The sequence below is a fragment of the uncultured Bacteroides sp. genome, assembly GCF_910578895.1.
In the GTDB taxonomy this organism is placed as follows: Bacteria; Bacteroidota; Bacteroidia; order Bacteroidales; family Bacteroidaceae; genus Bacteroides.
On the sequence record NZ_CAJTSC010000003.1, the window covers coordinates 59516 to 86429 of the forward strand.

A 26914-nucleotide genomic window follows, 5' to 3' on the forward strand; every position below is an offset into this window, starting at 1 on the left:
ATTAAATGATTATTTCCAATATTTGTTTTGTTCCAATTTGGTGTTTACACCAAGTTCCTTAGTCGGAATGGGGAGGAACTGGTTCTTTTCAGTTGTATTACTTACATACTGAGCCGCTCCTTTGGCATTGTTGGCAGTAGACCAGCGTGCATCATTGACTGCCGCTCCCAAATCCTCTTTGATAGCTTTGTAGTAAATGCCCCAACGCACCAGGTCGTACTTGCGAAGAGACTCAAAGCAAAGTTCGCGACCACGTTCATCGCGGATTAATTTCTGGAAGTCACCGTATGACAAATCTTTCACTTCGTCAATCCCTGCACGTTTACGTACTTCGTTGATACATGTGTAAGCTAATTCTGTAGGACCTTGGTTTGCTTCGTTTTCAGCTTCGGCGAGCATGAGCAGTACATCGGCATAGCGCAATATGCAATAATTTTCCTGTGTATAGTTCTTATGCTTAGGGCTGCTGCTCTCCCATTCACGACGGTATTTCCCACAACGACGGTCTACAATTTGGTTGTTTTTCCATGCAACTTGCACATCCTTATTGTTGAGCTTATAAGGTGCCATAGCTAAATCGCGGCGAGCATCTTTAGCATCGTACAAGTCCCAAAGAATCAAGCTTCCTGCATAGAAAGCATATGAGTAACCTGTACCAGTACCAGCTGAATTCTCCTGAAGGTTACCGATTACATTACCGATACGGCTTTCAGTATAACTTCCATCATCACGTGTTCCAACAAATTCTACTTCCCACATGCTTTCATTGTATGTAGTCTCATATTGGTCAGAAGCTAAGGCTTGCCACATGGCATATACATCCGGGTTCAGTTTATGTTTTTTAGAGTCGTATACTGCTTTAGCATACTTGGCAGCTTTTTCATAATATGGCTTTCCACCTTTTGAAGGTTCGCCTGCACGCCACAAACATACACGAGCCAGAATACCTTCTACTACAGTTTTTTTCACATGTGAAGGGGATGCATCGTAGTTGCTGTCATCTACCATATCGAGACAGTCTTCCATTTCCTGAATAATCCAGTCGAGTGCTTCGGCGTGGGGGGTAGCCTCCAGGCTGCTGACGGTGATATCTTTTACTGTTTCTTTACGGATGGGCACTTCATACCAACCTTGTACCAACAAGAAATGATAATAGGCGCGCAGGAATTTAGCTTCTCCTTTGATGCGTACTCTTACTTTCTCGTCAGAGATATTGGCCCCACCGATATTATCGAGCAATACATTGGCATTATTGATTCCTGAGTAAAGTGATTCCCATGTGTACCATAAATCGGTATTACCTGTATTATGTGAATTGGCCACTACCGCACTTGTTTGGTTTTGACGATAGTAATAACTCAAATCGTCAATATTGGACAACATGCAAGAATAACGGTTCCCATACACATGTTCTGTTGCCATTGTCCAGTATACACCGGCTAATGCCATTGTGCAATCAGTTTCATTCTTGTAGAATGTTTCAGGCGCTACAAAGTCGTAGGGCTTGGTGTCAAGCATATCGCAACCAGCCATAGAAGCAACTACTGCCAAGATGCAAACTTTCTTGAAGATATTATTGATACTTTTCATATTAGTTTCTTGATTTTAGGTGATTAGAAGGTTATGTTAATGCCAAGTGATGCGTTGAATGAGCGCGGATAAGCGGACCAGTCGAAACCGGGAGTTAATACACTGTTACGTGTAGAAACCTCAGGATCGGAACCGGAATAACCTGTAATGGTGGCTATATTCTCTGCCGAAACAAAGAGTCTGGCTGCACTGATACCTAAAGAACGCAATGTGTTAGGTGTGAAATTGTAACCCAGCGAGATGGTCTTTAACTTCAAGAACGAACCGTCTTCTATATACAGAGAACTGTAATATTCTGCACCGATAGCTCTTGCACGTGGCATGTTGCTAGTCGGATTCTCAGGACTCCAGCGGTTTGTATAAGAAGCGAACATATTTGTATTCTTCTTACTTTGAGGATTTTCAAACACCATGCGGTTCGCATTCAAAATATCGTTGCCGTAGCTCCATTGCAGGAAGATGTTAAGATCCCAGTTCTTGTAGACAAAGTTATTGCTGAAACCACCTGTATGCTTGGGCTGTCCGTTACCAATAATGGTGCGATCGTCATCTGTGATTTTATTTCCTTCTTTATCACTTAGCTTCTTATATTTCGGATCACCCGGTTGGGCATCGTCTGAAATACGAACTACATCATCTTTCAGTTTGTATATGGTTTTGCCATTAGCATCAACTGAGGTGTTGAAATCTTCATATTTGTAAACACCGTCATAGATGAAACCGTACATACTTCCGGCGGCATCACCTTTTTTGCTGATATAAGCAGGCATGGTTTTATATTTGTTATCCCAGTTTACGAAACTGATCATGTCATCTTGTCCGTAATTCAGTTCTACAATCTTATTGCTGTTGAGGGCAATGTTAAAGTTAGAAGTCCATGTGAAGTTCTTCTCTTTGATATTTATGGTTTCCAAAGTGAGTTCGAAACCTTTATTACGCAACTTACCAACATTCAGTGTAGCACTGGAGTAACCGGAACTTGCCGGAACGTCTGCGCCTAACAGCAGGTCTTTGGTAGTTTTGATGTAGTAGTCCATCGTCACGTTGATGCGTCCGTCAAAGAAACCTAAATCCAAACCAAGGTCATATTGTTCAGTTGTTTCCCATTTCAACTTTTCATTGGCCATAGAGCCTAATACATAACCGGGATAGAAAGAACTGTCCCAAGGATACTTGTATACATTAGAGCTAGTCACCAATTGTGCCATGTAATCGAAGTCACCGATACGGTTGTTACCTGTGAGACCCCAGCTTACACGCAATTTACCATTAGACAACCAAGGCAGTGGATTGGAAACAAACTTTTCGCGTCCGAAAGCCCAAGCTAATGAAGCCGATGGAAAATAGCCCCAACGGTTACCCGGAGAGAACTTGGAAGAACCGTCAGTACGCATAGATGCCGTAACATAATACTTGGATGCATAGTTATAATTAATACGTCCTAGGTAAGATATCATGGCATTTTCGCCTTGTGATGCCGTTACAACCGGAGTTGCGGAACCTTTGCCGATACCGGACATTCCGAAAGCTTCGTTTGTAATCTGTTCCTGAGTGATGCTGCTGAGGTAGCTTGTATATTTCTGGAAAGTGGCACCCACCAAAGCGTTTAAGTTATGGTCGTTCTTGGCATATACATATGACAATGTATTTTCGTTCAGGTAGTTTCTTGTCTCCTGTTGTCTCAGGAATGCATTGATACCTTTGCTTCGTGTATTAGACGGATGCGTATTACCGGTACTGGTTTGGCTTCCGTTGAATTCTTCTCTTTTGATGTCACGACCGGTATATCCGGCAGTAGTTTTAAACTTCAGATTCTTGATGATTTCCCATTCTACGCCTAAGTTAGCTTGCAGATGGTTGGTTGTGGTACGACGGAACTCATTCTTTGCAGAGAGTACCGGGTTGAAACGGTAGTCATTACTCATGTCCACATCGCTATCGTACAGTTCGGCCAAAAGGTCGGAACCGGAAGGAGAAACCGGACGATATCCCCATACGCTATACATCAGTGAATTGGATACTGTTGTTTCTGCGGTGGAAGGATTGGGACCGTTTAGTACGTTACTTGCAAAGTTTGCATTTGCATTGATCTTTATGCTCTTATTGATTCTTTGGTTGAAGTTGAAACGGCCCTGGTAACGAGAGAGGTCAGAGTTGATGATGACACCCTGTTGGTTGCTGTAAGAGAGTGATGCAGAGTAGTCCATTTTATCGCTGCCACCACTTAAACCTATATAGTGGTTGTGGCTGATAGCTGTACGATAAACTTCGTCCTGCCAATCATAGCTCTTGAAGTTTTTATAATCATCGAGAGTAATACCATCTTTCAGATAGTAGTAAGCAAACTCATCCACTTTTTCTCCATCTACTTCTTTGGTATTTCCTTCCATGATTTCCTTTTGCAGGTTGACGAAATCGTAGCCGTTCATCATGTCCATGGTGTTTCTTACTTTGCTAACACTGACACTACCATTATAAGTAAGAGTAGCTTTTCCGGCTTTACCCTTCTTGGTTGTGATGATAACAACACCATTGGCACCACGAGAACCGTAGATTGCTGTTGCAGAAGCATCTTTCAATACATCGATGGATTCAATATCGTTCGGGTTGAGGGCGCTCATTCCGGAAGTCTCGCTTGGGAAACCGTCAATAACGTATAACGGAGCAGTACTTTGAGTTAAAGAACCGGCACCACGGATTACGATATTAAAGTTGTCGCCCAAACCGCCATCTGTGGAAGATACCTGTACACCGGCGATACGTCCACCCAGTGTTTCTGCTACGTTGTTGATAGGGGTTTTGGTCAAGTCACTCATATTAGCCTTACCGATAGCTCCGGTTAAGTCGCGACGTTTTACGTCACCATAACCAACAGCCACAACGACTACCTCATCCAATGCCTGTGCGTCTTCTTGCAGAGTAACATTAAAAGTCTTTTGGCTTCCAACTTTAATTTCTTGAGTTTTATAACCTACAAAAGAGAATTGCAGGATATCAGAGGATTTAACATTGTTCAGTTTAAAACTACCATCGAGTGTAGTGATAGTTCCGTTAGTAGTTCCTTTTACAACGACGCTGACTCCGGGAAGTTCTCCCATAGCATCAACAACTTTACCTATAACTTGGCTACCTGTCTGTGCTTGTACGCTTAATACGCAGCAGAGAAAAGTTATCAGTAGCATTAAAGTTACTTTCTGTTTCATAAATATTAAATTAATTAGTTATTAAAAAGGTTGTTCTTTCTCGTTAAACGACTCGAATCACCATGCAAATGTATGTGATTGAATAGAAGGCGACTTTCGCTAATAGTTCGCAAAAAGTACGAATTTGTACATTCTTGATGGAGAAAACCTGTTCTGTACGATTCCTTACCTTATCCTTTGGTTCTTACCTGCTTTCACCTGCTCTAGTAATGCTGAAAGCTCTTTTACCTTCTCCGGATGCGTTGCTGCAACATTATCTTTTTCCGATGGATCGATGGAAATATTGTACAGTTGGGGTTCGGGGTCGTTTCCTAACTCCATTTTCGTCCAATGTTCGATGGCTGGTTTGTTGCTCGGTTCGATGTATTTCCATGTTCCTTGAATAATTGATAAGGTATTATTCAGATTCTGCTGTACTACATAATCACATCCGGTATTATCTTTCCCTAAGAAAGTAGACAGTTGGTCACGGCTGTCGGGAGCGACGGTTGCAGGGGTAAGTGGATGGTTTAGTAAGGTAGCCAAGGAAGCATACACGTCGATCATAGAGAATAAAGCTTGCTGTTTGCAAGGTTGAATACCGGCAGGCCAACGTACAATGAAGGGAATACGTGTTCCGGCTTCATAAGCACTATACTTACCGCCACGGTATTGTTTCATAGGCGTATGGCCGTTCAGCAATTCGAAAGCCTGATCCTGATAGCCGTCGTCAATAACGGGACCATTATCGCTACAGAACACAAAGATAGTGTTATCTGCAAGGTTCAGACTATCCAGAGTATTCATGATCTCGCCTACAGTCCAATCCAGTTGCAGGATTACGTCGCCACGGGTTCCCATACCGCTCTTTCCGGCAAAACGGGCATGAGGTACGCGAGGAACGTGTACGTCTTGTGTACCCATATACATGAAGAAAGGTTCGTCTTTATGTTTTATGATAAAGTCTTTAGCTTTACCGGTGATGACATCTGCAATGTCTTCATCTACCCAAAGAGCCGATTTCCCACCAGTCATCCAGCCGATACGGGGAATACCGTTTACGATTGTATTATTATGACCCTGGCTGGGTTTCAGTTTTACGAGTTCGGGATTTTCTAGTCCGGTAGGCCAGTCACCTACTTTATGGTGGTAATTAACGGTAATGGGGTCGTCGGGGTCTAAACCTACAACGTGTCCGTTTTCTACGAATACGCAAGGTACACGATCCACAGTGGCGGGAATAATGTATTCATAATCAAATCCTATATCCTGGGTATTCGGCTTGATAAGATGGTTGAAGTCTGTGCCTCCTTTAGGACCAAGTCCCAGATGCCATTTACCAACGGCTCCGGTAGCATATCCTTCTGCCTTAAACATGTCGGCCATGGTGACGCAGGCTGTATCGATAATGAGCTCGGAGTTGCCGGGGGCGATTCCTGTATTTTCCTGTCGCCAGGGATACATACCTGTCAACAGACCGAAGCGGGAGGGGGTACTGGTGGAAGAGGTGGCATAGGCATTAGTGAACTGCACACCTTGTCCGGCAAGGCGGTCGATATTGGGGGTACTTATTTTAGTGGCGCCATAGCAACTCAGGTCACCGATGCCCAGGTCGTCGGCAATCAGGTAGATAACATTAGGCTTCTGACGGGTAGTGTCGGCTGCTTCTTTCTTCGATGGATTTCCGCATCCGGCTATCAGGGCTGTGCTTGGAAGAAGGGACCATAAAGGGGAAAAATATTTCATAGTTTTTTGGACTTTAGATTGCTATTTCTAAGGTCAAAGGTAGTGGTTTTTCCGGAATTGAGTGTGTAAGGGAGTACAAGGGAAGGATAAAAATGTACATAATATACGACGTTTTCATTGACAGGAGTTAAAAGCTGACAGCTATGCCAAGGAACACAACCGGAGAGACCGCGTAAAAAGACAACCGGAAACGGAGCGATGAAGAACAAACGGATAAGAATAGGTCGGCGGAATATTCCCGCAAGATATTTATTGTCAGTGTTATATGAGTGCCACGTGCTTTCTGCACGGTGGAACTTTTTTCCCAGTTAACTGGGAACGCGTTCCCACCGTACTGGGAACACGTTTCCAATTAAGTGGGAACATTGGAAGAAAAGGGAGCTGTCGGTTACGGGGCTTTTATTTACGGGATTTATCAGGGACCAGAAGAAGGACGGCAATTCCTCTAGCTCCTGTAAATGAAAGAGTGTACATAATGCTAATAAGAACACTGGAATGTATAGAAGAAAGTATTCTCTCCTTATAGAGAACCTTTTCTCAACAGGCTGAGGGGTTTCTTTTCAATACGATGAGAATAGATTCTCTGTTTGATGAGAAAAGATTCTTACCATGGTGAGAAAGTTAATACCGCTTATTAACCTTCTTTGTCTTCTTCATTCTTGCTGCCTGTATCCGCATCTTCTCTTTTGCGATAAGCCAACGGGCTGACGTGATAGACATCCTTGAAGCACTTGCTGAAATAACGTGAGGAACTGAAACCTATCTTGTCTGAGATTTCTGTAATGTTCAGTTCGGGGTTGTTGCGCAGCATCAGGGCTCCTTTCTTCAGCCGGATAGTCAGTATGAAGTCGTTCGGTGTCTGCCCTGTGATGGCTTTCAGTTTGGAGAACAGGTTGGTACGTGCCATTGCCATTTCTCTGGCAAAGACATTGACATTAAATTCCGTATCGTCCAGGTGTTTTTCAATGATAGCCATAGCGCGGTCCAGGATATCTTTGTCAATAGGATTGGTGGCAAGCATCTGTGCGGCAGTCTGCGGTTGCTTGCTGAACTTTTCCTGCAGGAGGATGCGTGAGTTCACCAAATTGTTGCAGCGCGATATCAGCAGGTTTGTATGGAAAGGCTTGGTGATATAATCATCTGCACCGATGCGCAATCCTTCGATGTTCGACTCAATGGCAGTACGTGCGGTCAATAATACAACGGGAATGTGGCAGGTGTTGAAATCCGTTTTTATGAGTTTGCACAATTCTGTTCCCGACATCTTGGGCATAACCACATCGCTCACCACGATGGAGGGCATTTCGCTGCGCACCAGTTCCCAGCCTTCCTCTCCATTGGCAGCCGGCAATATTTGATAGAAGGGCTTGAAGATATTGGCAAGCATTTCACGAATGGATTCATTGTCTTCCACAATCAGCATTTTGGCATCGGGGGTACGTTTGATAGGAGCGTTCTCTTCCGATTCGGTTTTCAGGAAGATATCCGTTTCCGGTTTGGGAATTTCAATCTGATGGACGCAATCCGGTTTTTGGTTGATTTGTTCTTCGGTGAAGAACTCGTTGCCTAAGCGTAGGGTGACGATGAAACTTGTGCCCTTGCCCAATTCACTTTCCACGCGGATAGTCCCGTGGTGCAATTCTACAATGCCTTTGGTCAAAGCCAGTCCTATGCCTGTCCCGCTCTTGTCGGCATCGGCGGAACCGACCGGGTCTATCTGGTAAAAGCGGTCGAATATCTTGTCAATCTCTCGGGCATCAATACCGCTGCCCGTATCCTTTACGCGGATTACGACGTTATTCTCCTCTCTCTTCACGCTGAGCGTAATGGTATCTTCCTTTTCCGTATGCTTGATGGCGTTGGACAAGAGGTTGTTGATAACCTTCTGCATCTGTTTCTGGTCATACCACACTTCCAGTTCGTCGGTTTCTTTCTCGAAACTGAAGTTGATTTGCTTGGCACTGGCATATTCAAGGAACAGCAAATAATTTTCGTACAGGAAGCTCACGATATTGTGCGGGCTTACTTTAATCCTCATGTGTCCTTGCTCTTGCTTGCGGAAGTCAAGCAATTCGGTAATCAGTTCGCGCAACTGGATACTGTTTTTATAGATGCCCAGTATCTTATTATAGATGGCGGGTGTGAAGTTCTGTAATTGCAGCAAAGTCTCCACCTGCGCCACGATAAGCGTCAACGGAGTGCGGAATTCATGTGAGATATTGGTGAAGAAGCGCAGTTTGGACTGGTTCAATGCTTCCACATCCTGGATGTGCTTCTGTTCGTATTTTAAAGACTCACGCAGCTTGATTCTTGATTTGTAGGTACGTACCAGATACCACAAGACGGCTCCCGCTATGAGGATGTATATGCAATAGGCAAAGGTGGTCTTGTAGTATGGCGGCAGTACATGGATGGTGAGTTGCACTTGCTTGCAAAGGCTTTCGTCTTTTCCTTCCGGTTTGATGAGCAACTTGTAAGTACCTGCGTTCAGGTTGGTATAAGTGATGGTATGCAGTCCGCGGGTGCTTGTCCATTCGTTGGAGAAACCTTCCAGTTTATAAATGATGTCGTCTTTATTGGCAGGGATATAATTGGATGTGGCAAACTCTATGCTGAACATGGTCTGGTCTGCATTGAGGGTTATCTCCGGCGTGTGGCACAGGGAGCGCTGCAAGATGCCGGTTTCATCTTCCACCCCAATCTCCTGGCCGTTGACAATAAGGCGTGAGAGGATAATTTTATAGGGTTTCGGAGTAAAGTCCAGTTTCATTTCGTGGAAGGAAATCATCCCCTGCACGCCGCCCAAAAAGATTTCGCCGTCATGAGTGACACAGAGCGCGTTTTCATTGACCGCCGTCAGTGGAAATCCGTTTTCGGTGCTGTAATTGCTGAATTTCTTGTTCTTGTAGTCAAAGATGGAGAATCCTTCGTTTGTGATGAGCAGTAATTTTCCGCTCGTAGGCGACTCTTGCGTCTCATAGATACAGTCGCTTGCCAGACCGTTTTTCTCTTTGTCGAAATTCTCGAAATCGTTGCTTGCGGGGCGGTATAAGTCGAGTCCGCTGCCCGAAGTAGAGAACCACAAGTTGCCTTTGCTGTCTTGTGTGATGTTGTTCACGTTATTATTGCTGAGGCTGTTCGGATTGGCGGCATCATGGCGGTAGTTCGTCAGCTTGCGGGTGTCGAAACGGTAGCTGAATACTCCCTCTCCGGTAGCGGCAATCCACAGCGTGCCTTCCGAATCGAATGTGATATCTGCCACCATTTTAATGGAATTCCCCTCTTTGTCGTCTTTAAACAGTTGTCGGCACTGCCCGTCGGCAGGGTTAAAGAGGCACACGCCGTTTTGTGTGGCTATAACTAGCAGTTCTTCGTAAGGGATGATGTCGCGGATGATGTCCGACGGAAGTGTTTGCGGATTGTTCTCTTCCATGCGGTAGTGCGTAAAGTGCCCCGAACGTATATCCAACCTGTTGAGTCCGCCCAAGTGAGTACCTATCCAGATAACCTCTTTGGCGGCATCATAATAGAGCGCTTTCACGTTGTTGTGCGAAATGCTGTTGCGTCCTTCCTGAGGGCGATACCATTTGAACTCGCGCGTACGGCGGTTGTAATAATTCAGCCCGCCGCCTTCGGTCCCTATCCATAAGTTGCCGTTTTTGTCTTCAATGGTATGTCCCACGACCGGATTGCTCAACCCCTGCTTCTCGCTGGAGGAATAAGTGTGGCGGGTATAGATTTCATACTCCGGGTTGAAGTAGTTTACACCGCCGAAGTAGGTTCCCAGCCAGAGCGTGCCTTGCTTGTCCTTCACGATGCACCAGATGGAAGAGTGTGTAAGCCCGTTTGCCTGTGTCTCGTCGGCCGTATGGTGCCGGAATAGCCCGGTGGTTTTGTTGTAACAGTTCAGCCCGTTGAACGTGCCTATCCAGATGTTGCCTGCGTTGTCTTCACAGCAATCTCTGACGAAATTGGATGAAAGGCTGTAAGGATTCTTGGCATCGTTCCTGAAATTCTCGATTTCACCGTCTGTTTTTACGTGAAACAGTCCCTCTTCCCAGCTGCCTATCCACAGTTCTCCTTTGCTGTCCTGATAGAAGCCGGTGATGTTCCCTTTCCGAATGGGGTGCGCCACCTCTCCTTTATCCATATTCAGGCGATACACACCGTTGGTGGTAGTGCCCATCCATAAGTAATCCCCGTCAATGTGCATGCAGAAGATTTCCAGATTTTCGCCCGGCAGTTGATAATAGAGGTCGAAGTTGCCTTCCGCTTCGTTGTAGCGGTATACTTCGTTCCGTTTGCCGATAAAGAGGTTGTTGTTGTAATAAATGCTGCTGATGTTGCCTTGCAGCAAAGTGGTGAATTTCTGGGTGGCGAGGTTGAACTCCGCCACTCCCTCGGTGCAAAGCAGATAGATTTTCTCGTTGTGGTTGCCTGTAATTTGCAGTACCGTATTGCAGAAAAGGCTGTTAGGATCATTCTTCCGTAGCTTATAGGTTTTTATGTCTTCCCCGTTGTAGCGGTTCAGTCCCTCGCGCGTGCCAATCCATAGGATGCCGTTCTCATCAGTATATAAGCTGTTTACGGAAAACTGCGACAACCCGTCATCAGTGGTAAGGTGGCTAAAGGTAATGTTCTGCCCGTATACATTTGCGAAAGCCGCGCCCGCTAAAATGAGGAATAATCTGATGATAAGCTTCTGCACTTTGAATTGTTTTTAAGGTTTCAGTCACAAATATAGCGATATTTTGTGCAAAGTTTCTCATTTATCCGCCGGATTTTGCGGCTATATCTGCTTAAATGTATATTTTTGGATGTTCATTGAACGATAACAAGCTTATTGTATGCCATAAACAGCATATATTTGTATCATAATTAATCTATTATTAGTATCATGAAAGACCTTTTATCTATCGTATCTCATTTTCAATTGCAGGGTACAGTTCAGGAAATCAAACCGTTGGGTGCCGGGCTTATTAATGACACCTATAAAGTGAGCACGCTCCAGACCGATGCCCCCGATTATGTATTGCAGCGTATCAACCATGCCATTTTTCAGAACGTAGCGATGTTGCAGGACAATATCCATGCCGTGACCACCCATATCCGCAAGAAGCTGGAGGAGCGGGGCGAGCAGGATATCGAACGCAAGGTGCTTCGTTTCCTTCCTGCCGATAACGGCAAGACTTACTGGTTCGACGGCGAGAACTATTGGCGTATCATGGCGTTTATCCCCAATGCCAAAACATACGAGACGGTCGACCCTGAGTATTCATATTATGCCGGTGTGGCTTTCGGCAACTTTCAGGCGATGCTTGCCGACATCCCCGACACATTGGGCGAGACAATTCCCGATTTCCATAATATGGAATTCCGTTTGAAGCAGCTTCGCGATGCCGTGGCGGCGGATGCCGCCGGACGCGTGGAGGAAGTGCGGCAGTTGCTGGACGAGATAGAACGCCGTGCCGATGAAATGTGTAAGGCGGAACGCCTGCACCGTGAAGGCAAGTTGCCCAAGCGTGTCTGCCATTGCGATACGAAGGTCAATAACATGATGTTCGACGAGAGCGGCAATGTGCTTTGCGTCATCGACCTCGACACCGTGATGCCCAGCTTCGTCTTTTCCGACTTCGGCGATTTCCTGCGTTCGGGAGCCAACACGGGGCTGGAAGATGACAAAGACCTTGCCAACGTGAACTTCAATATGGAAATATTCAAGGCTTTCACCAAAGGCTATCTGGAGTCGGCAAAGTCCTTTCTGCTGCCGATAGAGATAGAGAACCTGCCTTACGCCGCCGCCCTGTTCCCCTATATGCAGTGCGTGCGCTTCCTTGCCGATTACATCAACGGAGACACCTATTATAAGATTCAATATCCCGAACATAACCTTGTCCGCACGAAAGCACAGTTCAAACTGCTTCAAAGCGTGGAAGAGCATATCCCGGCAATGCAGGACTTCATAGCTTCGTGCATTTAAAAAGATATATGGTGGCGATGGCAACGGACCGTTGTGTTTTGCCCTTGTCCGCCTTAATCCCAAAAGATAAGACAATGAAAGAATTGGACGTCAAGAAAGTGAGCATGGCAAATCTGCCTGTAGAAGCGGTGCCTGCTCTGTTGGATGAAGAAAAAGTGGCTTTTCAGCCGATTGATACAGTGAACTGGGCAGACTACCCGTATTGCCCGGGCGTGAAATTCCGTATTGCCTATACGGACCATGCCCTTCTGATACACTATAAGGTGAAGGAAGCCAGTGTGCGTGCGGTAGCGGGCAAAGACAACGGACCGGTGTGGGAAGATGCCTGTGTGGAGTTCTTCTCCGTTCCTGCCGGAGACGGAGTCTATTACAACATCGAGTGCAATTGTGCGGGCAGGTTGCTTATCGGTGCGGGTGCCGGGCGTTCCGGCCGGCGGCATGCGCCGCAGGAAGTGCTCGACAAGGTGCAGCGCTGGTCCACTTTGGGACGCGAGGATTTCGAGGAACGGGTAGGAGAGTGCAGCTGGGAAGTGGCGTTGGTAATCCCTTACACTGCTTTCTTCATGCACGACATTACATCCCTAAAGGGCAACACTATCCGTGCCAACTTCTACAAATGTGGTGACAAGTTACAGACTCCCCATTTCCTGTCATGGAACCCCATCGGCTTGGAGAAACCGAACTTCCACTGTCCGGAGTTTTTCGGAACGTTGAGGTTTGAGTGATTCTTCCGGCCTTTTAAATCGAGACCCGCTTCCGCCGCCTTTCCTGTTTCATATTGTCGGGAAAGGGCGATGGAAGCGGGTCTTTGTTTATAGAAAGAAAGAGGGTGTCACAACATGCTTGCGTTATTTTACGATACCTTTCGAATCGCGGATAAAGTTGATGATGTTGTGTATCTCGTCACTCATCGGAACCTGGTCCTCAATCTTCTGCAGGGCATCCTGTATGCTGAAGTTTCCCTGATACACCAGCCTGTAGGCATTTACGATATGGCGCAGAATGCGTTCGGTCACCTGATGCTTGTGCTGGAGCACTACCGCGTTGATGCCGTGGTATTCTGCCGGATTGCCGTTCATAATGACATAAGGCGGCACGTCTTTCGAGATGCGGCAACCTGCCTGAATCAGTACCCAGCTGCCTATGTGGCAGTTTTGGTGCAGGATGACGTTGCTGCTCAGGATGGAGCAGTCGTCTATGCAGCAGTTGCCCGCCACGGTGTTCTTGATTCCCAGCACGCAGTGGTTGCCTATCTGCACGTCGTGGCAGAGGTGCACGCCGTCCATTAGGAAGTTGTTGTCGCCGATGCGCGTGCATCCGTTTTCGTGCGTGGCACGGCTGATGACCACATTCTCGCGGATGTCGTTGTTGTCGCCGATAATCAGCCGGCTTGCTTCGCCCGTGTAATGAAAATCTTGCGGCTCGCTACCCAGCACGGCGCCTTGGTGCACTTTGTTTCCTTTGCCTAAACGGGTACCCTTGAGGATGCTTGCGTTTGCCATAATCACACAGTCGTCACCGATTTCCACATCTTCTTCGATGTAAGCAAAAGGCTGGATGGTTACATTCTTACCGATTTTTACGGTAGGGTCTACGGATGCTAATGGACTTATCATGGTTTTTGGGGTTTTGAATTATGAATTTTGAATTTTAAATATGATGGATTATGAATTATGAGTTTTGAATGCCCTTATGCCGGCAAATCAAAATTCATAATTCAAAATTCATAATTATCTCTCTCTTCCGCCTCCCAGTGCCTGATACAGGCTGATGACAGACTGCATGCGGTCGAAGGTGTCTGCCACTTCCGAAAGCTGCGCGCTGAGGTAAGACTGCTCGGCGGACAGGACTTCCAAATAGGTTGACGTGCCTAAATTAAACAATTCTTTTGTATCTTCCGCTGCTTTACGGGAGGAATTTACTTGTATTCTGCGTGAAACCGCTTTATCGGAAGCCGTCTGATACTGGTACAAGGCATTGCTCACCTCATTACCGGCTTGGAGCAGTGTGGTCTGGAACTGGATTTTTGCCTGTTCCTCTTGTGCCTTTGCCTGCTTCAGACGGGCGATGTTGGCACCGCGGTAGAACAGGGGCTGTGTCAGCGAACCGATGGCGGATGCCAGCAATTTACCGGGATTGAAGATGGCACCGTAGTTATTGGTCCATCCTGCGGAGCCGCTTAACGTGATTTGCGGGTAGAAGGCGGCGCGTGCGCTGTTGGTGTCGTAATAACATGCTGCCAATGACATTTCGGCGGCTTTCACATCGGGGCGGTTGGACAACAGTTGCAAAGGAACGCCTGTGGCGAACTCCGACGGCAGTTGCTGTTCTTCCAGTGTGCCGCGTGCGATGCTTTGTGCCGGTTGGTTCAGCATCAGGCACAAGGCATTTTCCGTTTCGCGGATGCTTTGGCGTATGCCGGGTAGCGATGCCATTACTTGTGCGTATGCCGTGCGACTCTGTTCTACGGCGGCGCTGGTTGCCATGGCGGCGTCCTTCATCGCCTCTACGGTCTCGAGGTTACGTTTCAGGATGTCGCAGGTGGCTTCGCTGATTTGTAGTTGGCGGTCGAGCATCAGCAGCGTGTAGTACATGTTGGCTACGTTGGCAATCACCTGCGTCTGCACGGCTTGTTCGTAGAACTGTGTCTGTTTCAACGATACTTGCGCCTTACGCTTGGGGTTCAGCAACTGGCCGAACAGGTCTATCTGCCAGCTTGCCGTGACCGGAAGCGAATAGGTCTGCGTAGCCTTTCCTTTGTCCCAGCTGGTGACTGTTCCTTGCGGAGAGAGAGCGAGTGTCGGGGCGTATGCCAGACGGGCGGACATCAATGCCGCCTGGGCCTGCTTTACGTTCAGTGCCGCGCTGCGCAGGTTGGCGTTGTTGGCGAGCGCTTGCCCGATAAGCGCTTGCAGCCGGGTGTCCGTAAACACTTCTTTCCAGGGCAGATTGCCGAAGTTGGCGGTATCTGCGGCGAGGGTATCGCCGCCTGCAACGGTGTCGCGATACAGCCCTGCCACCGTAATGTCTTCCGGCCTGTCGTATGATTTGTAGATGTGGCAGCTGCTCAATAAGGCAACTGCGCACATCAGCGTTATTATTTTCTTCATATAGCTTTTTTTTAATGAAGAACGGAGAAGGTTGGTTCTCCATTCTCAATTTACAAATTACTTCGTGTATTGTTCAATTTCAGGTTCCGCATCCGAGTTGTCCACGTCTTCCCATTCCATCGGCTTGACTTTCTCTTGCAGATACTGGAAGGCAACGAACAGGGCGGGCACGATGAATATCTGCAGAATCATGCCCACCAGCATGCCGCCGATGGCGGAAGTACCCAATGTGCGGTTGCCGTTGGCACCTGCGCCGGATGCGAACATCAACGGAAGTAGGCCGACAATCATTGCCAACGATGTCATCAGGATGGGACGCAGACGGGCGCCTGCACCCAGCACGGCCGCCCATGTGATGCTCATGCCCATCCTGCGGCGGTCGAGGGCGAACTCTACAATCAAGATGGCGTTTTTTGCCAACAGACCCATCAGCATGATAAGGGCAATTTGCATGTAGATGTCGTTGGACATGGTGCCCAAAATCATTTTCAATGCAGGGATATTGCCCAGCGAGCCGATGCCGCTGACGAACAGGAAGCTGCCCAGCAGACCGAACGGAACGGAAAGCAACACGGAGAGCGGAAGGATGTAACTCTCGTACTGCGCGCTCAGCAACAGATAGACGAATACGAAGCAGAGTACGAAAATCAGTCCCGTGGTGCTGCCGCTGGTTTCCGCCTCTTCACGTGCCATACCGCCAAGCTCGTAGGCAAAGCCGGCAGGCAGGTTTTCTTTGGCGACCTCGGCAATGGCGGCAAGTGCCTGTCCCGACGTGTAGCCGCTGGCGGGAGCCACCATCACTTTCATGGAGGTGTAGAGGTTGAAACGGCTGATGATGTCCGGACCGTATACCTTCTTGATGGATACGAACTGGGTGATGGGAGCCATTTCGTTGCCGTTGCGCACCTTGATGCTGGAAAGCGACTCCAGGTTTTTGGTTGCGTCCGGTTCCGCCTGAATCATGACGCGGTACATCTTACCAAAACTGTTGAAGTTGGAAGCATAAAGACCTCCGAAGTATCCTTGCATGGTGGTGAGGATGCTGCTCGGGCTGAGTCCTGCTTTCTTGCAGGCTGCCGCGTCGATATCCAGCATATATTGCGGGAAGTTCGGGTTGAAGCTGGTCTTTGCGGAGTTGATTTCCGGGCGTGTCTCCAAAGCGGCGGTATAGTCTTTTACTACGTCGAAGAAGTGGTTCAGGTTACCGCCGGTCTTGTCCTGCATGTTCAGTTCGATATCGCTGGATGCCGAATAACCGGGAATCATAGGGGGAGCGAAGAACAGTACCTGTGCCTCTTTGATGATTTTCTGCGCACGCATAAAAAGCGTGGCGTAAACCACCGTAGAGTTTTGCATGGTGGAGCGCTCTTCCCAGTTTTTCAGTTTGATGATGAGCGATCCGTAAGAGGGACCCTGTCCGCCGATAAAACTGAAGCCGGGAATCACCGTGCGCGATTCTACCGCCGGGTCGGCGGCAACAAGGCTGTCCACGCGGTTCAGCACTTCCATGGCACGCTCTTGCGAAGTGCCCGGAGGGAGCGTCACCACACCCATGATGGTACCGGTGTCCTCATTGGGCACCATACCCGTCGGAGTGATGTTCATAAACACGACCAGCAACGCGATGGATCCAGCCACAATGCCTGCCGACAGCCATTTCTTCTGAATGTAACGGAGCACTTGTTTTTTGTATTTGCCCAAAATGGAATCGTAAGAGGCGTTGAAAGAGTGTTTGAATTTGTCGGTGGTCATGCCTGCCAGTGCCAGTACGCTGATTACAATCATAATCGGGCAGAGCACGGGATGGTTCTCGAAACTGAACATGCCGAAAATCATGCCCAAGATGGCAACTGTAGTAAAGAGCAGTGTCAAGCCGGGACGCATCATCCTGCCGATGGAATCGACATAACGGGCTATCATGATTTTACGCGCCTCTTTGGCGGCAACGCCTATGCGCTCTTTCATGGAGGCATCGCTGTTGTGCGGTTTCAGGAAGATGGCACACAGTGCGGGGCTCAACGTCAAGGCATTCAGTGCGGAGAAACCGATGGCAATCGCCATTGTAAGACCGAACTGGCGGTAGAACGTACCGGCAGTACCGCCCATGAAGCTTACCGGCACGAATACGGACATCATCACCAGTGTGATGGAGATAATGGCGCCGCCCAGTTCGCTCATGGCGTCGATGGAGGCGGTCCGTGCCGATTTATATCCCTGGTCGAGCTTGGCGTGCACACCCTCGACGACTACGATGGCATCGTCCACCACAATCGCAATGGCAAGCACCATCGCCGAGAGGGTCAGCAGGTTGATGCTGAAGCCAATCAGTTGCAGTACGAAGAATGTCGCAATCAACGCTACCGGAATGGCAACGGCGGGAATCAACGTGGAGCGCATGTCTTGCAGGAAGATATACACAACGATGAACACAAGAATGAACGCTTCAATCAACGTCTTTATTACCTCATGGATAGAAGCGAACAGGAAGTCGTTGGCATTCTGCGCGATATTGATTTTCAAGCCCGAGGGCAATGTCTCGGATGCTTTGGCAAGCACGTCTTCCAGGTCGCTGATGGTTTGCGTGGCATTGGTTCCCGCCATCTGGTATACGATGCAGGATACAGCCTTATGTCCGTTTACCATGTTGTTGAAGTTGTAAGACAAACGTCCCAGTTCGACGTCGGCTATGTCTTTCAGGCGAAGCACCTCGCCGTTTTCGAGTGCTTTGATGACGATGTTCTCAAACTCCTCGGGCTGTTGCAGGCGACCCTTGTAGCGGATGGTGTACTGGAAACTTTGGTTGCCGCGCTCACCGAACTGGCCCGGAGCCGCCTCTATGTTCTGTTCTGCCAATGCGCCGGCAACGTCGTTAGGTATCAGTTTGTACTGCGCCATGATGTCCGGTTTCAGCCAGATACGCATGGAGTAGTCCTGACCGAGCACGGTGGCGTCACCCACGCCGTTCACACGTTTCACCTCCGGGATAAGGTTGATGTTGGCAAAGTTCTCGAGAAACTCGATGTCGTACGAGTCTTTCTCGTCATAAATGGAGAATACCATCAGCATGGAGGTCTGCCGTTTCTGTGTGGTCACGCCGACCTTCGTCACTTCGGCAGGCAGCAGTCCTTGAGCCATGGATACGCGGTTCTGCACGTTGACTGCCGCCATGTCCGGGTCGGTTCCCTGCTTGAAGTAAATGGAGATTTCGGCGGAACCGTTGTTGGAGGCGTTGGAGGTCATATACATCATGTTCTCCACACCGTTGATTTGGTCTTCCAGCGGTGCGATGACGGAATTCAACACCGTTTGGGCGTTGGCTCCCTGGTAGGTGGCGCGTACCGATACCGTTGGAGGCGCAATGTCCGGATATTGGGTGATAGGCAATGTTGCCAGGCCAATAAGTCCGAGGATTACTATCAGGATAGAGATTACCGTAGATAGCACCGGACGATTAATAAATCTATCTAATTTCATTATTTCGCTTTTTAGTTGTTTTCCAAGGAGGTAAGCATACGAGCCGGCTCGTATGCTTACCTCCTTACTTATCCTTTATTATTGAAACGCAGTTTGGATATTACCTTCTTTCTGGTCTTTGAGCGCTTTCTGATATTCCGCCTCTTTCTCCTCGGGAGTGATGGGCGTAATGCTTTGCCCGTCTTTCAGGTTCTGCACGCCTTCTATCACAATCTTGTCGCCCTCTTTCAAGCCGGCGGTAACGTAAAAGTATTTGCCGTCGTTCAGGCTGAATACCTGTACCTCGGTGTTTTTCAGCGTGTTGTCCGGTTGTGCCACGAATACAAACTTCTTGTCCTGTATCTCCGTGGTGGCGGATTGGGGAATCATAATCACGTTCTCCATCGGGTTGGGGAACACTACGTTGCCTGTGCCACCGCTACGCAGGATGTTGTGCGCGTTGGGGAAGAGGGCACGCATGTTTACCGCACCCGTAGTCTGGTCGATGACACCGCTGATGGTTTCCACGCGCCCGCTGTCGGCATACATGGTTCCGTCTATCAGTTGCAGTTGCACCGCAGGCATCTTTGCCAATATTTCCTTGATGCTGCCACCTTCACGTATCAGTGATAGGAGTTGTCTTTCGGTCATGGAGAAATAAGCGAACATTTCGGAGATATCGGCGACGGTAGTCAGCGGAGCAACCATAGAGGGGCTTACCAGGCTGCCTACACGGTAGGGGATAGTGCCTACGATGCCGTCGCTGGGGCTTGTTACCTTGGTATATGACAGGTTGTTCCTGGCATTGACCAGTTGCGCCTCCGCCTGTGCCAGTTGCGCCTTTGCCTGTGCCAATTGGTTTTCCGCCATTTGCAGGTCGTAGTTGCTGATGATGTTCTTTTGGTTCAGCGTGCGTTTGTTGTTTACCGTAAGTTCTTGCGTGCTGACCGCGGCTTTTGCCGTCTCGACCGCGGCTTTTGCCGAATTTACGGCAGCCTGGTACTGTACGGGGTCGATACTGAACAATACTTGCCCTTTGCGTACCATGGAGCCTTCGTCCACGTGCAACTTGGTAATGAAACCGCTTACCATCGGGCGGATTTCCACATCTTGTTTGCCTTTGATAGTAGCCGGATAGCTGTTTGTCAGGTTGGCAGTGGTGGTTTTTACTGTAATCACTGCAAACTCGGGTACTTTGCCCGTGCTTTTATCGCCTTGTCCGCAAGCGCTGAGCAGCGCCAGGCAACATGCCAATAATACAAATCTACTCTTCATACTCTTTTTTCTCTCTGTATAATTATTCTGGTTATTCCGAGGTCTTGTGTGCTCATAGAAGAAAAGGATAGTGGTGAAAACCGAAAGCCGTTGTTTAGTTTTCGACTGCAAAATTATTCTTTTCTCCTTATATAAGATGTGAACATCCCCGTTTTTTAACGATGTTTTGTATCTCTTTGAGAGTAAATCCTTGTATTTTCTTTTAAAATACTGTAAAGCATACTGCTAATTGCGGGATAACCTTTATTTTTGCATCATGTTACATTACATGTATTATAAGTCTAATGGTTGATTGCCTTATACTATCTGTCATTATATAAACTAATTTTCAACATCATATTTAATAAAATGAGACTGTTTATGCGCCGATTGTTAGGTGTGGTTGCGGGTGTGGCTGTTCTGTATTCCTGTGCCAGCGTAGGTCGTTTGGAGGGTGGCCCCATTGACGAGGAGCCGCCTCGCTTTGTCACGAGTTCTCCGTTGCCGGGCGCGCTCCATAACAAGAAGAAAAAGATATCGATCGAATTTGATGAGTTTATCAAACTGGAGAAGGTAAACGAGAAAGTCGTTATCTCGCCGCCCCAAGTGCAACAGCCGGAGATAAAGGCGAACGGCAAAAAGACGGTGGTCAACCTGCAAGATACGCTGAAAGCCAATACCACCTACACCATAGACTTTGGAGATGCCATTCAGGATAATAACGAAGGCAATCCCCTGCAAAGTTTCACCTTCACGTTCTCTACCGGGGCGGAACTTGATTCAATGGTGATTGCCGGTACGTTGCTCGATGCGTCCAACCTGGAGCCGGTAAAGGGAATGCTGGTCGGGCTGCACGCCAATCTGGCGGATTCGGCGTTTACCTCGTTGCCTTTCGACCGCGTAGGTCGCACGGACAGCCGCGGACGGTTTTCCATCCGAGGGGTTGCTCCGGGCAAATACCGTATCTATGCACTGATGGATGCCGACCAGAACTTCAAATTCTCCCAACCTACGGAAATCATCGCTTTCAGTGACTCTGTCATCATTCCTTCCATGGAGAGCCGCATGCGCCAGGACACGCTTTGGAAAGACTCTTTGACGATAGACACCATTGTAGAACGGCAGTACACCCACTTCCTGCCGGACGATGTGCTGCTGCGCAGCTTCAAGGAGAAGACTTTTTCGCAACGTCTTATGAAGACGGAACGCCTCACTCCGGAGAAGTTCTCTTTTTACTTTACGGCTCCCGCCGACAGCCTGCCGCTGATGAAGGGATTGAATTTCGACGAGAAGGATGCCTTTGTCATTGAGCAGACCACCGGGCGTAACGATACAATCCATTACTGGATAAAGGACTCTTTGCTCTATCGGCAAGATACGCTAAGAATGAGCCTTACCTATTTGTATACGGACACGCTGGACCGGTTGGTTCCCCGGACCGATACATTGAGGATGGTGTCGAAGGTAGGCTGGAAAAAGTTGCAGGAAAAGAAACTGGAAGAGAAAGAAAAAGCCGAAAAGGAGCGGAAGAAAAGAAAGAAGAAGGACGAGGAAGAGCCGGAACCGGTCTCTTTCCTGGCAATGGACGTCTATGCGCCCTCGTCCATGGATGTGTACGATTATATTACATTGAGCTTTACGGAGCCGATAGCCGCTTTCAGCGATACCGCTTTGCACGTAAGGCAAAAAGTGGACACGCTGTGGCAGGATGTGCCGTTCGATTTTGAACGCGACTCGCTCGATTTGAAACGCTATAACCTGTATGCGGACTGGAAACCGGGCGAGAGTTACGTCTTTGAAGCAGACTCCACCGCTTTCCACGGCCTGTATGGTTTGTCCACCGATAAGGTGAAGAGGGAATTTACGGTGAAAAAGCTGGAAGAGTACGGGCAGATATTCTTCAACATTGCCGGAGCGGATTCTTTGGCGTTTGTGGAACTGCTGGATGCCCAGGATAAAGTGGTGCGTACTGTGCCGGTGGTGGAAGGAAAAGCCGACTTTTATTACCTGAATCCGGGCAAATATGGCGCGCGGCTTGTTAATGATACGAACGGGAACGGCGTATGGGATACCGGCGACTATGCCGCCAGGCGCCAGCCCGAAATGGTTTATTATTATCCGCAGGTGCTGGAGTTCAAAGCCAATTTTGATTTGATACAGGATTGGAACGTGAAAGAGAAGCCGTTGGATAAGCAAAAACCGGAAGAACTGAAAAAACAAAAGCCAGATGAAGACAAGAAAAAGAAGAATAGCCGCAATAACGGCAACCGCAACAGCGGCAGGGGATATGGTAACTAAGCGGCAGCGGGCATTCGGGTTGTTCCTGTCCGCCGTGCTTTTGTGCTTGGGTGCCATGATGCCTGTGCACGCCCAGTGCACGGCAAAGAATGAAGCGTTCCAATCCGGCGAACACGTTATGTACGACCTGTATTTCAACTGGAAATTCATCTGGAAGAAAGTGGGGCTGGCAAGCCTTTCCACCAATACCGCCACCTACCGTTCCCGTCCCGCCTATCGCTTCGACCTTCTTTCGGTGGGCAGCAAAAAGACGGATTTCTTCTTTAAGATGCGCGATACGCTGACGTGCTATGTCAGCGACAAGCTCGAGCCGCTTTACTTCCGCAAGGCAGCCGAGGAAGGAAAGCGCTACACGGTAGACGAGGCGTGGTTCTCCTATAAGGACGGAATGTCTTCCGTAAAGCAGCGGCGCATCTGGCACAACCCCGTGCGCGAGCCGCAGGAAATGGAATATAGCGACAGCCGCTGCATCTTCGACATGCTCAGCATCCTGGCGCAGGCACGTTCTTACGACCCCAAGGACTATAAGGTGGGAGAGAAGATACTCTTCCCTATGGCAACGGGGCGCAGGGTAGAGGAGCAGACCTTGATTTACCGTGGCAAGCAGGAGATAGAAGCCAATAACGATACGGTCTACCGTTGCCTTGTATTTTCTTTCGTGGAGTATAAGAAAGGAAAAGAACAGGAAGTAATCACTTTCTTTGTATCCGACGACAAGAACCACCTTCCCATACGCCTGGACATGTATTTGAATTTCGGCTCTGCAAAAGCATACCTCAAGAGCGTAAAGGACAACCGTTATCCGATGACATCCGTCGTTACAAAGTAAACGGCAGCGCATCCCCCTTCCTGAAAACGCTGGATTCGAACGTCGCTACCAACTCTCCCTTCTGGTTGGTGATGTCAATCTGGTAATATCCGGTAGTACGTCCGGTGTACCGTTCGCGCGCCTCGGCATAGAGGGTGTCGCCCAAGCCGCTGCTGCGCAGGAAGGTGATGTTGGAAGAGAGCGAGAAGGCGAGCACGCCGTGCGAGTTGGCTGCCGCCGCCAGGGCGAGGTCGGCAAGGGTGAAGAGCGCTCCGCCCTGGGTGCGGCGTCCGGCATTGAGGTGCTCTTCCGTGATAACCAGCCGCGTCTTGCCGTATCCTTCTTTTATTTCTATCAGTTCCACGCCCGCCTTGCCGGCAAAAATATCTTTCTTGAAAAATTCCTGTGGAGTCATGCCATTGGGGAATAAATGGTTCGTATTAAAGGGAAATCCGTTGTTTTGTACGCAAATGTAATATTTTGGCGTTTAATTTGGATAATTTAGGCAGGTTATTATTGAAGGGTCGCACTACATTTGCCTTCGAAAAAATCGACAGTATTAATTTAACAAATCCCTTATTATGAAAACAGCTCTTATTACATTGGGTATTTCCCTTACTGTTTTGGCTGGTTGTACAGGACAAAAGCAGCCTGCAAACAACTTTATCCAGGAGAATATTGACAATGCGGTGGCGCAGGAGACAATCCAGACCGACATTATCGAGAAATCGGGCAAGATTCTCAATCCGCGCACCATCAACGAAGACGGCACCATCCGCTATGTGCCCATCGACGACTGGTGCTCCGGCTTCTTCCCCGGCAATATGTGGTACACCTACGAGTTGACCGGCGACAAGAAATGGTTGCCGCTGGCAGAAAAGTACACCGAAGCGTTGGACTCTGTGCAGTACCTGACCTGGCACCACGACGTAGGTTTTATGATTGGTTCCAGCTACCTGAACGGATACCGTTTCGCCGGCAAGGAAGAGTACAAACCCGTCATCATCCAGACAGCCAAATCATTGTCTACCCGTTTCCGTCCGGGCGCAGGCGTCATCCAATCCTGGGATGCCGACAAAGGCTGGCAGGCGGAACGCGGCTGGAAATGCCCCGTCATCATCGACAACATGATGAACCTGGAATTGCTGTTCGAGGCCACCAGGCTTTCGGGCGACTCCACCTTCCATCACATCGCCAAGAAGCACGCCGACACAACGATGGCAAACCACTTCCGGGCGGACAACAGCTGCTACCATGTGGTAGACTACGACCCCGAAACCGGCGAAATCCGCAAGAAGCAGACCGCCCAGGGCTATGCCGACGAGTCTGCCTGGGCACGCGGACAGGCATGGGCGATATACGGCTACACCATGTGTTACCGCTATACGCACGATGCCGCATACCTGGCACAGGCCGAGAAGATTTACAACTTCATCTTCGGCAACAAGAACCTTCCGGAAGACCTGGTTCCTTACTGGGATTACGATGCCCCCAACATCCCCAACGAACCGCGCGATGCTTCTGCCGCAGCATGTACGGCTTCCGCACTTTACGAACTTAGCACATACATTTCCGATAAGGGTTATAAGGAACAGGCAGACAAGATTATGGAAAGCCTTGCTTCTCCGGCTTACCGCGCAGAGACAGGCACCAACGGCAACTTCATCCTGATGCACTCGGTGGGCAGCATCCCCCACGGTGCGGAAATCGATGTTCCTCTGAACTATGCCGATTACTATTTCCTGGAAGCGTTGAAGCGTAAAAGAGACCTGGAGAAATGAACAGCCGGTTCAACATATTGTTAGGTGGTTTAGGCCTGTTCACCTTGCAGGGGTGCAAAACCCCGCAGGCGGAACAGTGCCTGCAACCCAACGTCATCTACATCTTTCCCGACCAGTACCGCAATCATGCGATGGAGTTCTGGGGGCAGGAAGGCTTCAGAGAGCGGGTGAACTTCCGTAACGACCCTGTGCGCACGCCCCGCCTGAACGACTTTGCGCGCGAGTCGCTGGTGCTGACTTCCGCCATGAGCAACTGCCCGCTGAGCAGCCCCCACCGGGGTTCGTTGCTCACGGGGATGTATCCCAACAAGAGCGGTGTCCCCTTGAACTGCAACTCCAACCGCCCCATCAGCTCCCTGCGTGCCGATGCGGAGTGCGTGAGCGACGTGTTCAGCGGCGCCGGATACGACTGTGCCTATTTCGGCAAGCTGCACGCCGATTTTCCCACCCCCAACGACCCCCAGCGTCCGGGCAGGTATGTGGAAGACCGCGTGCCCGCATGGGATGCCTATACGCCGCAGGACCGCCGCCACGGGTTCAACTACTGGTATGCTTACGGAACGTTCGACGTGCATAAGAACCCGCACTATTGGGACACCGACGGCAACCGCCACGACCCGCACGAATGGTCTCCGCTGCACGAGGCGGGCAAGGTCGTCTCCTACCTGAAGAACGAAGGAAACGTGCGCGACCCGAAGAAGCCGTTCTTCATCATGGTGAGCATGAACCCGCCGCACAGCCCCTACCGTTCGTTGGACGACTGCATGGAGGAGGACTTCAACCTGTATAAGGACCGTCCGCTGGACAGCCTGCTGGTCCGCCCCAATGCCGACCCCACGATGGAGAAGGCGGAGAGCGTGCGCTACTATTTTGCCTCGGTCACAGGCGTGGACCGTGCTTTCGGGCAGATACTCGACGCGCTGAAAGAGCAGGGACTGGACAAGAACACAATCGTGGTCTTCTCCTCCGACCACGGCGAGACCATGTGCAGCCAGCACACGGACGACCCCAAGAACTCCCCGTTCGCCGAGTCCATGAACGTGCCTTTCCTGGTACGTTTCCCCGATAAAATCAAACCCCGCCTGGACGACCTGATGCTCTCTTCGCCGGACATCATGCCTACTTTGCTGGGCTTGGCAGGACTGTCCGGTTCCATTCCGGCAGAGGTGCAGGGACGCAACTACGCTCCGTTGTTCTTCGATGAAAAAGCGGACATCGTGCGTCCTGCGGGTGCCCTTTACATTCAGAACGTGGACGGAAAGAAAGATGCCGACGGCAAGGTCTGCTCTTATTTCCCCTCGTCGCGCGGTTTCAAGTCCGCCCGCTACACATTGGCGCTCTACATAGACCGCAAGGAGCACAAGCTGGTGAGGAGCCTGCTGTTCGACGACGAGAAAGACCCGTATCAGCTGAACAACCTTCCGCTGGAAGAGTACAAGGAGATAGTAAGCGGGCTGTGCGCCGAAATGGGGAAAGTGCTGAAAGAGATTGACGACCCCTGGTACAGGGAGCGCATCTTGTCCGATATGATACCGTACGGCAACTGACAGACACGGCTTTTTTATTTGCCGAAGTTGGATGAAGAAAGGAGTTGAAGGGAGTTGGAAGGAGTTATCTCCCTCCGGCTCCTTTTCTCTTTAATTCCCTCCGGTTCCCGCAAATGCCCTTCCCTTGGCTGACGGCTTCCTTTTTCCCGAATGTTCCCACCGTAT

General features: G+C 49.2%; 15 protein-coding genes. 6 read left to right on the forward strand and 9 right to left on the reverse strand.

Going from position 1 to position 26914, the window contains the following annotated elements; all coding sequences use genetic code 11:
• Positions 1–9 precede the first annotated feature (9 nt).
• From QZ327_RS01620 to QZ327_RS01635, 4 genes are all read right to left on the reverse strand, one after another.
• Positions 10–1590 (reverse strand): RagB/SusD family nutrient uptake outer membrane protein, encoded by a 1581-nt coding sequence (locus QZ327_RS01620; protein ID WP_294616567.1) that lies wholly within the window; start codon positions 1588–1590, stop codon positions 10–12.
• 23 nt (positions 1591–1613) lie between these two features.
• Positions 1614–4793, reverse strand: coding sequence for a TonB-dependent receptor (locus QZ327_RS01625; protein WP_294616569.1), 3180 nt, complete (start codon positions 4791–4793; stop codon positions 1614–1616).
• A 165-nt stretch (positions 4794–4958) separates the two neighbouring features.
• A complete protein-coding gene (locus tag QZ327_RS01630; protein ID WP_294616571.1) occupies positions 4959–6518 on the reverse strand; it encodes a sulfatase-like hydrolase/transferase in 1560 nt (519 codons plus the stop codon).
• A 634-nt stretch (positions 6519–7152) separates the two neighbouring features.
• Positions 7153–11226: a hybrid sensor histidine kinase/response regulator transcription factor gene (locus QZ327_RS01635; RefSeq protein WP_294616573.1), complete on the reverse strand. Its 4074-nt coding sequence runs from the start codon at positions 11224–11226 to the stop codon at positions 7153–7155.
• A gap of 189 nt (positions 11227–11415) precedes the next feature.
• Between QZ327_RS01635 and QZ327_RS01640 the strand changes: the two genes are divergently transcribed.
• Together QZ327_RS01640 and QZ327_RS01645 are read left to right on the forward strand one after the other, a co-directional pair.
• Entirely contained in the window at positions 11416–12498 is a 1083-nt protein-coding gene (locus QZ327_RS01640) for an aminoglycoside phosphotransferase family protein (RefSeq protein ID WP_294616575.1), read from the forward strand.
• Positions 12489–13223, forward strand: coding sequence for a carbohydrate-binding family 9-like protein (locus tag QZ327_RS01645; RefSeq protein ID WP_294616576.1), 735 nt, complete (start codon positions 12489–12491; stop codon positions 13221–13223). Before QZ327_RS01640 ends, QZ327_RS01645 begins: the two co-directional genes overlap by 10 nt.
• Before the next feature lie 123 nt (positions 13224–13346).
• On the opposite strand, the gene lpxA is transcribed toward QZ327_RS01645, so the two are convergent.
• From lpxA to QZ327_RS01665, 4 genes are all read right to left on the reverse strand, one after another.
• Complete coding sequence (lpxA, locus tag QZ327_RS01650; RefSeq protein WP_294616578.1) at positions 13347–14114, reverse strand: acyl-ACP--UDP-N-acetylglucosamine O-acyltransferase; 768 nt, start codon at positions 14112–14114, stop codon at positions 13347–13349.
• Positions 14115–14228: 114 nt separating this feature from the next.
• On the reverse strand, positions 14229–15608 hold the full coding sequence (locus tag QZ327_RS01655) for a TolC family protein (protein ID WP_294616580.1): 1380 nt from the start codon (positions 15606–15608) through the stop codon (positions 14229–14231).
• A 57-nt stretch (positions 15609–15665) separates the two neighbouring features.
• Positions 15666–19082: an efflux RND transporter permease subunit gene (locus QZ327_RS01660; protein ID WP_294616582.1), complete on the reverse strand. Its 3417-nt coding sequence runs from the start codon at positions 19080–19082 to the stop codon at positions 15666–15668.
• Between the two features lie 78 nt (positions 19083–19160).
• Positions 19161–20336 carry an efflux RND transporter periplasmic adaptor subunit gene (locus tag QZ327_RS01665; protein WP_294616584.1) on the reverse strand — a complete coding sequence of 392 codons (1176 nt, stop codon included), beginning with the start codon at positions 20334–20336 and terminating at the stop codon, positions 19161–19163.
• Between the two features lie 348 nt (positions 20337–20684).
• On the opposite strand from QZ327_RS01665, the gene QZ327_RS01670 reads away from it, so the two are divergent.
• Both QZ327_RS01670 and QZ327_RS01675 read left to right on the forward strand, forming a co-directional pair.
• The gene (locus tag QZ327_RS01670) at positions 20685–22613 is read left to right on the forward strand and encodes an Ig-like domain-containing protein (protein WP_294616585.1); all 1929 of its coding nucleotides are present in this window, start codon (positions 20685–20687) and stop codon (positions 22611–22613) included.
• Entirely contained in the window at positions 22543–23442 is a 900-nt protein-coding gene (locus QZ327_RS01675; RefSeq protein WP_294616586.1) for a DUF3108 domain-containing protein, read from the forward strand. Before QZ327_RS01670 ends, QZ327_RS01675 begins: the two co-directional genes overlap by 71 nt.
• Here QZ327_RS01675 and QZ327_RS01680 read toward each other — a convergent pair.
• Positions 23432–23836, reverse strand: coding sequence for a hotdog fold thioesterase (locus QZ327_RS01680; protein ID WP_294616587.1), 405 nt, complete (start codon positions 23834–23836; stop codon positions 23432–23434). The two genes, QZ327_RS01675 and QZ327_RS01680, sit on opposite strands and share 11 nt — an antisense overlap.
• A gap of 166 nt (positions 23837–24002) precedes the next feature.
• Here QZ327_RS01680 and QZ327_RS01685 point away from each other — a divergent pair, with 166 nt between their 5' ends.
• Positions 24003–25202, forward strand: a complete 1200-nt coding sequence (locus QZ327_RS01685) for a glycoside hydrolase family 88 protein (RefSeq protein ID WP_294616590.1) — start codon at positions 24003–24005, stop codon at positions 25200–25202.
• Positions 25199–26749 carry a sulfatase gene (locus tag QZ327_RS01690; protein WP_294616591.1) on the forward strand — a complete coding sequence of 517 codons (1551 nt, stop codon included), beginning with the start codon at positions 25199–25201 and terminating at the stop codon, positions 26747–26749. Before QZ327_RS01685 ends, QZ327_RS01690 begins: the two co-directional genes overlap by 4 nt.
• Positions 26750–26914: the final 165 nt, after the last annotated feature.

Excerpts from the sequence above, each read along its gene's own strand:
- QZ327_RS01620 (WP_294616567.1), bottom strand. The coding sequence starts at position 1,590 with ATGAAAAGTATCAATAATATCTTCAAGAAAGTTTGCATCTTGGCAGTA.
- QZ327_RS01625 (WP_294616569.1), bottom strand. The coding sequence starts at position 4,793 with ATGAAACAGAAAGTAACTTTAATGCTACTGATAACTTTTCTCTGCTGC.
- QZ327_RS01630 (WP_294616571.1), bottom strand. The coding sequence starts at position 6,518 with ATGAAATATTTTTCCCCTTTATGGTCCCTTCTTCCAAGCACAGCCCTG.
- QZ327_RS01640 (WP_294616575.1), top strand. The coding sequence starts at position 11,416 with ATGAAAGACCTTTTATCTATCGTATCTCATTTTCAATTGCAGGGTACA.
- lpxA (WP_294616578.1), bottom strand. The coding sequence starts at position 14,114 with ATGATAAGTCCATTAGCATCCGTAGACCCTACCGTAAAAATCGGTAAG.
- QZ327_RS01655 (WP_294616580.1), bottom strand. The coding sequence starts at position 15,608 with ATGAAGAAAATAATAACGCTGATGTGCGCAGTTGCCTTATTGAGCAGC.
- QZ327_RS01660 (WP_294616582.1), bottom strand. The coding sequence starts at position 19,082 with ATGAAATTAGATAGATTTATTAATCGTCCGGTGCTATCTACGGTAATC.
- QZ327_RS01665 (WP_294616584.1), bottom strand. The coding sequence starts at position 20,336 with ATGAAGAGTAGATTTGTATTATTGGCATGTTGCCTGGCGCTGCTCAGC.
- QZ327_RS01670 (WP_294616585.1), top strand. The coding sequence starts at position 20,685 with ATGAGACTGTTTATGCGCCGATTGTTAGGTGTGGTTGCGGGTGTGGCT.
- QZ327_RS01675 (WP_294616586.1), top strand. The coding sequence starts at position 22,543 with ATGAAGACAAGAAAAAGAAGAATAGCCGCAATAACGGCAACCGCAACA.
- QZ327_RS01680 (WP_294616587.1), bottom strand. The coding sequence starts at position 23,836 with ATGACTCCACAGGAATTTTTCAAGAAAGATATTTTTGCCGGCAAGGCG.
- QZ327_RS01685 (WP_294616590.1), top strand. The coding sequence starts at position 24,003 with ATGAAAACAGCTCTTATTACATTGGGTATTTCCCTTACTGTTTTGGCT.
- QZ327_RS01690 (WP_294616591.1), top strand. The coding sequence starts at position 25,199 with ATGAACAGCCGGTTCAACATATTGTTAGGTGGTTTAGGCCTGTTCACC.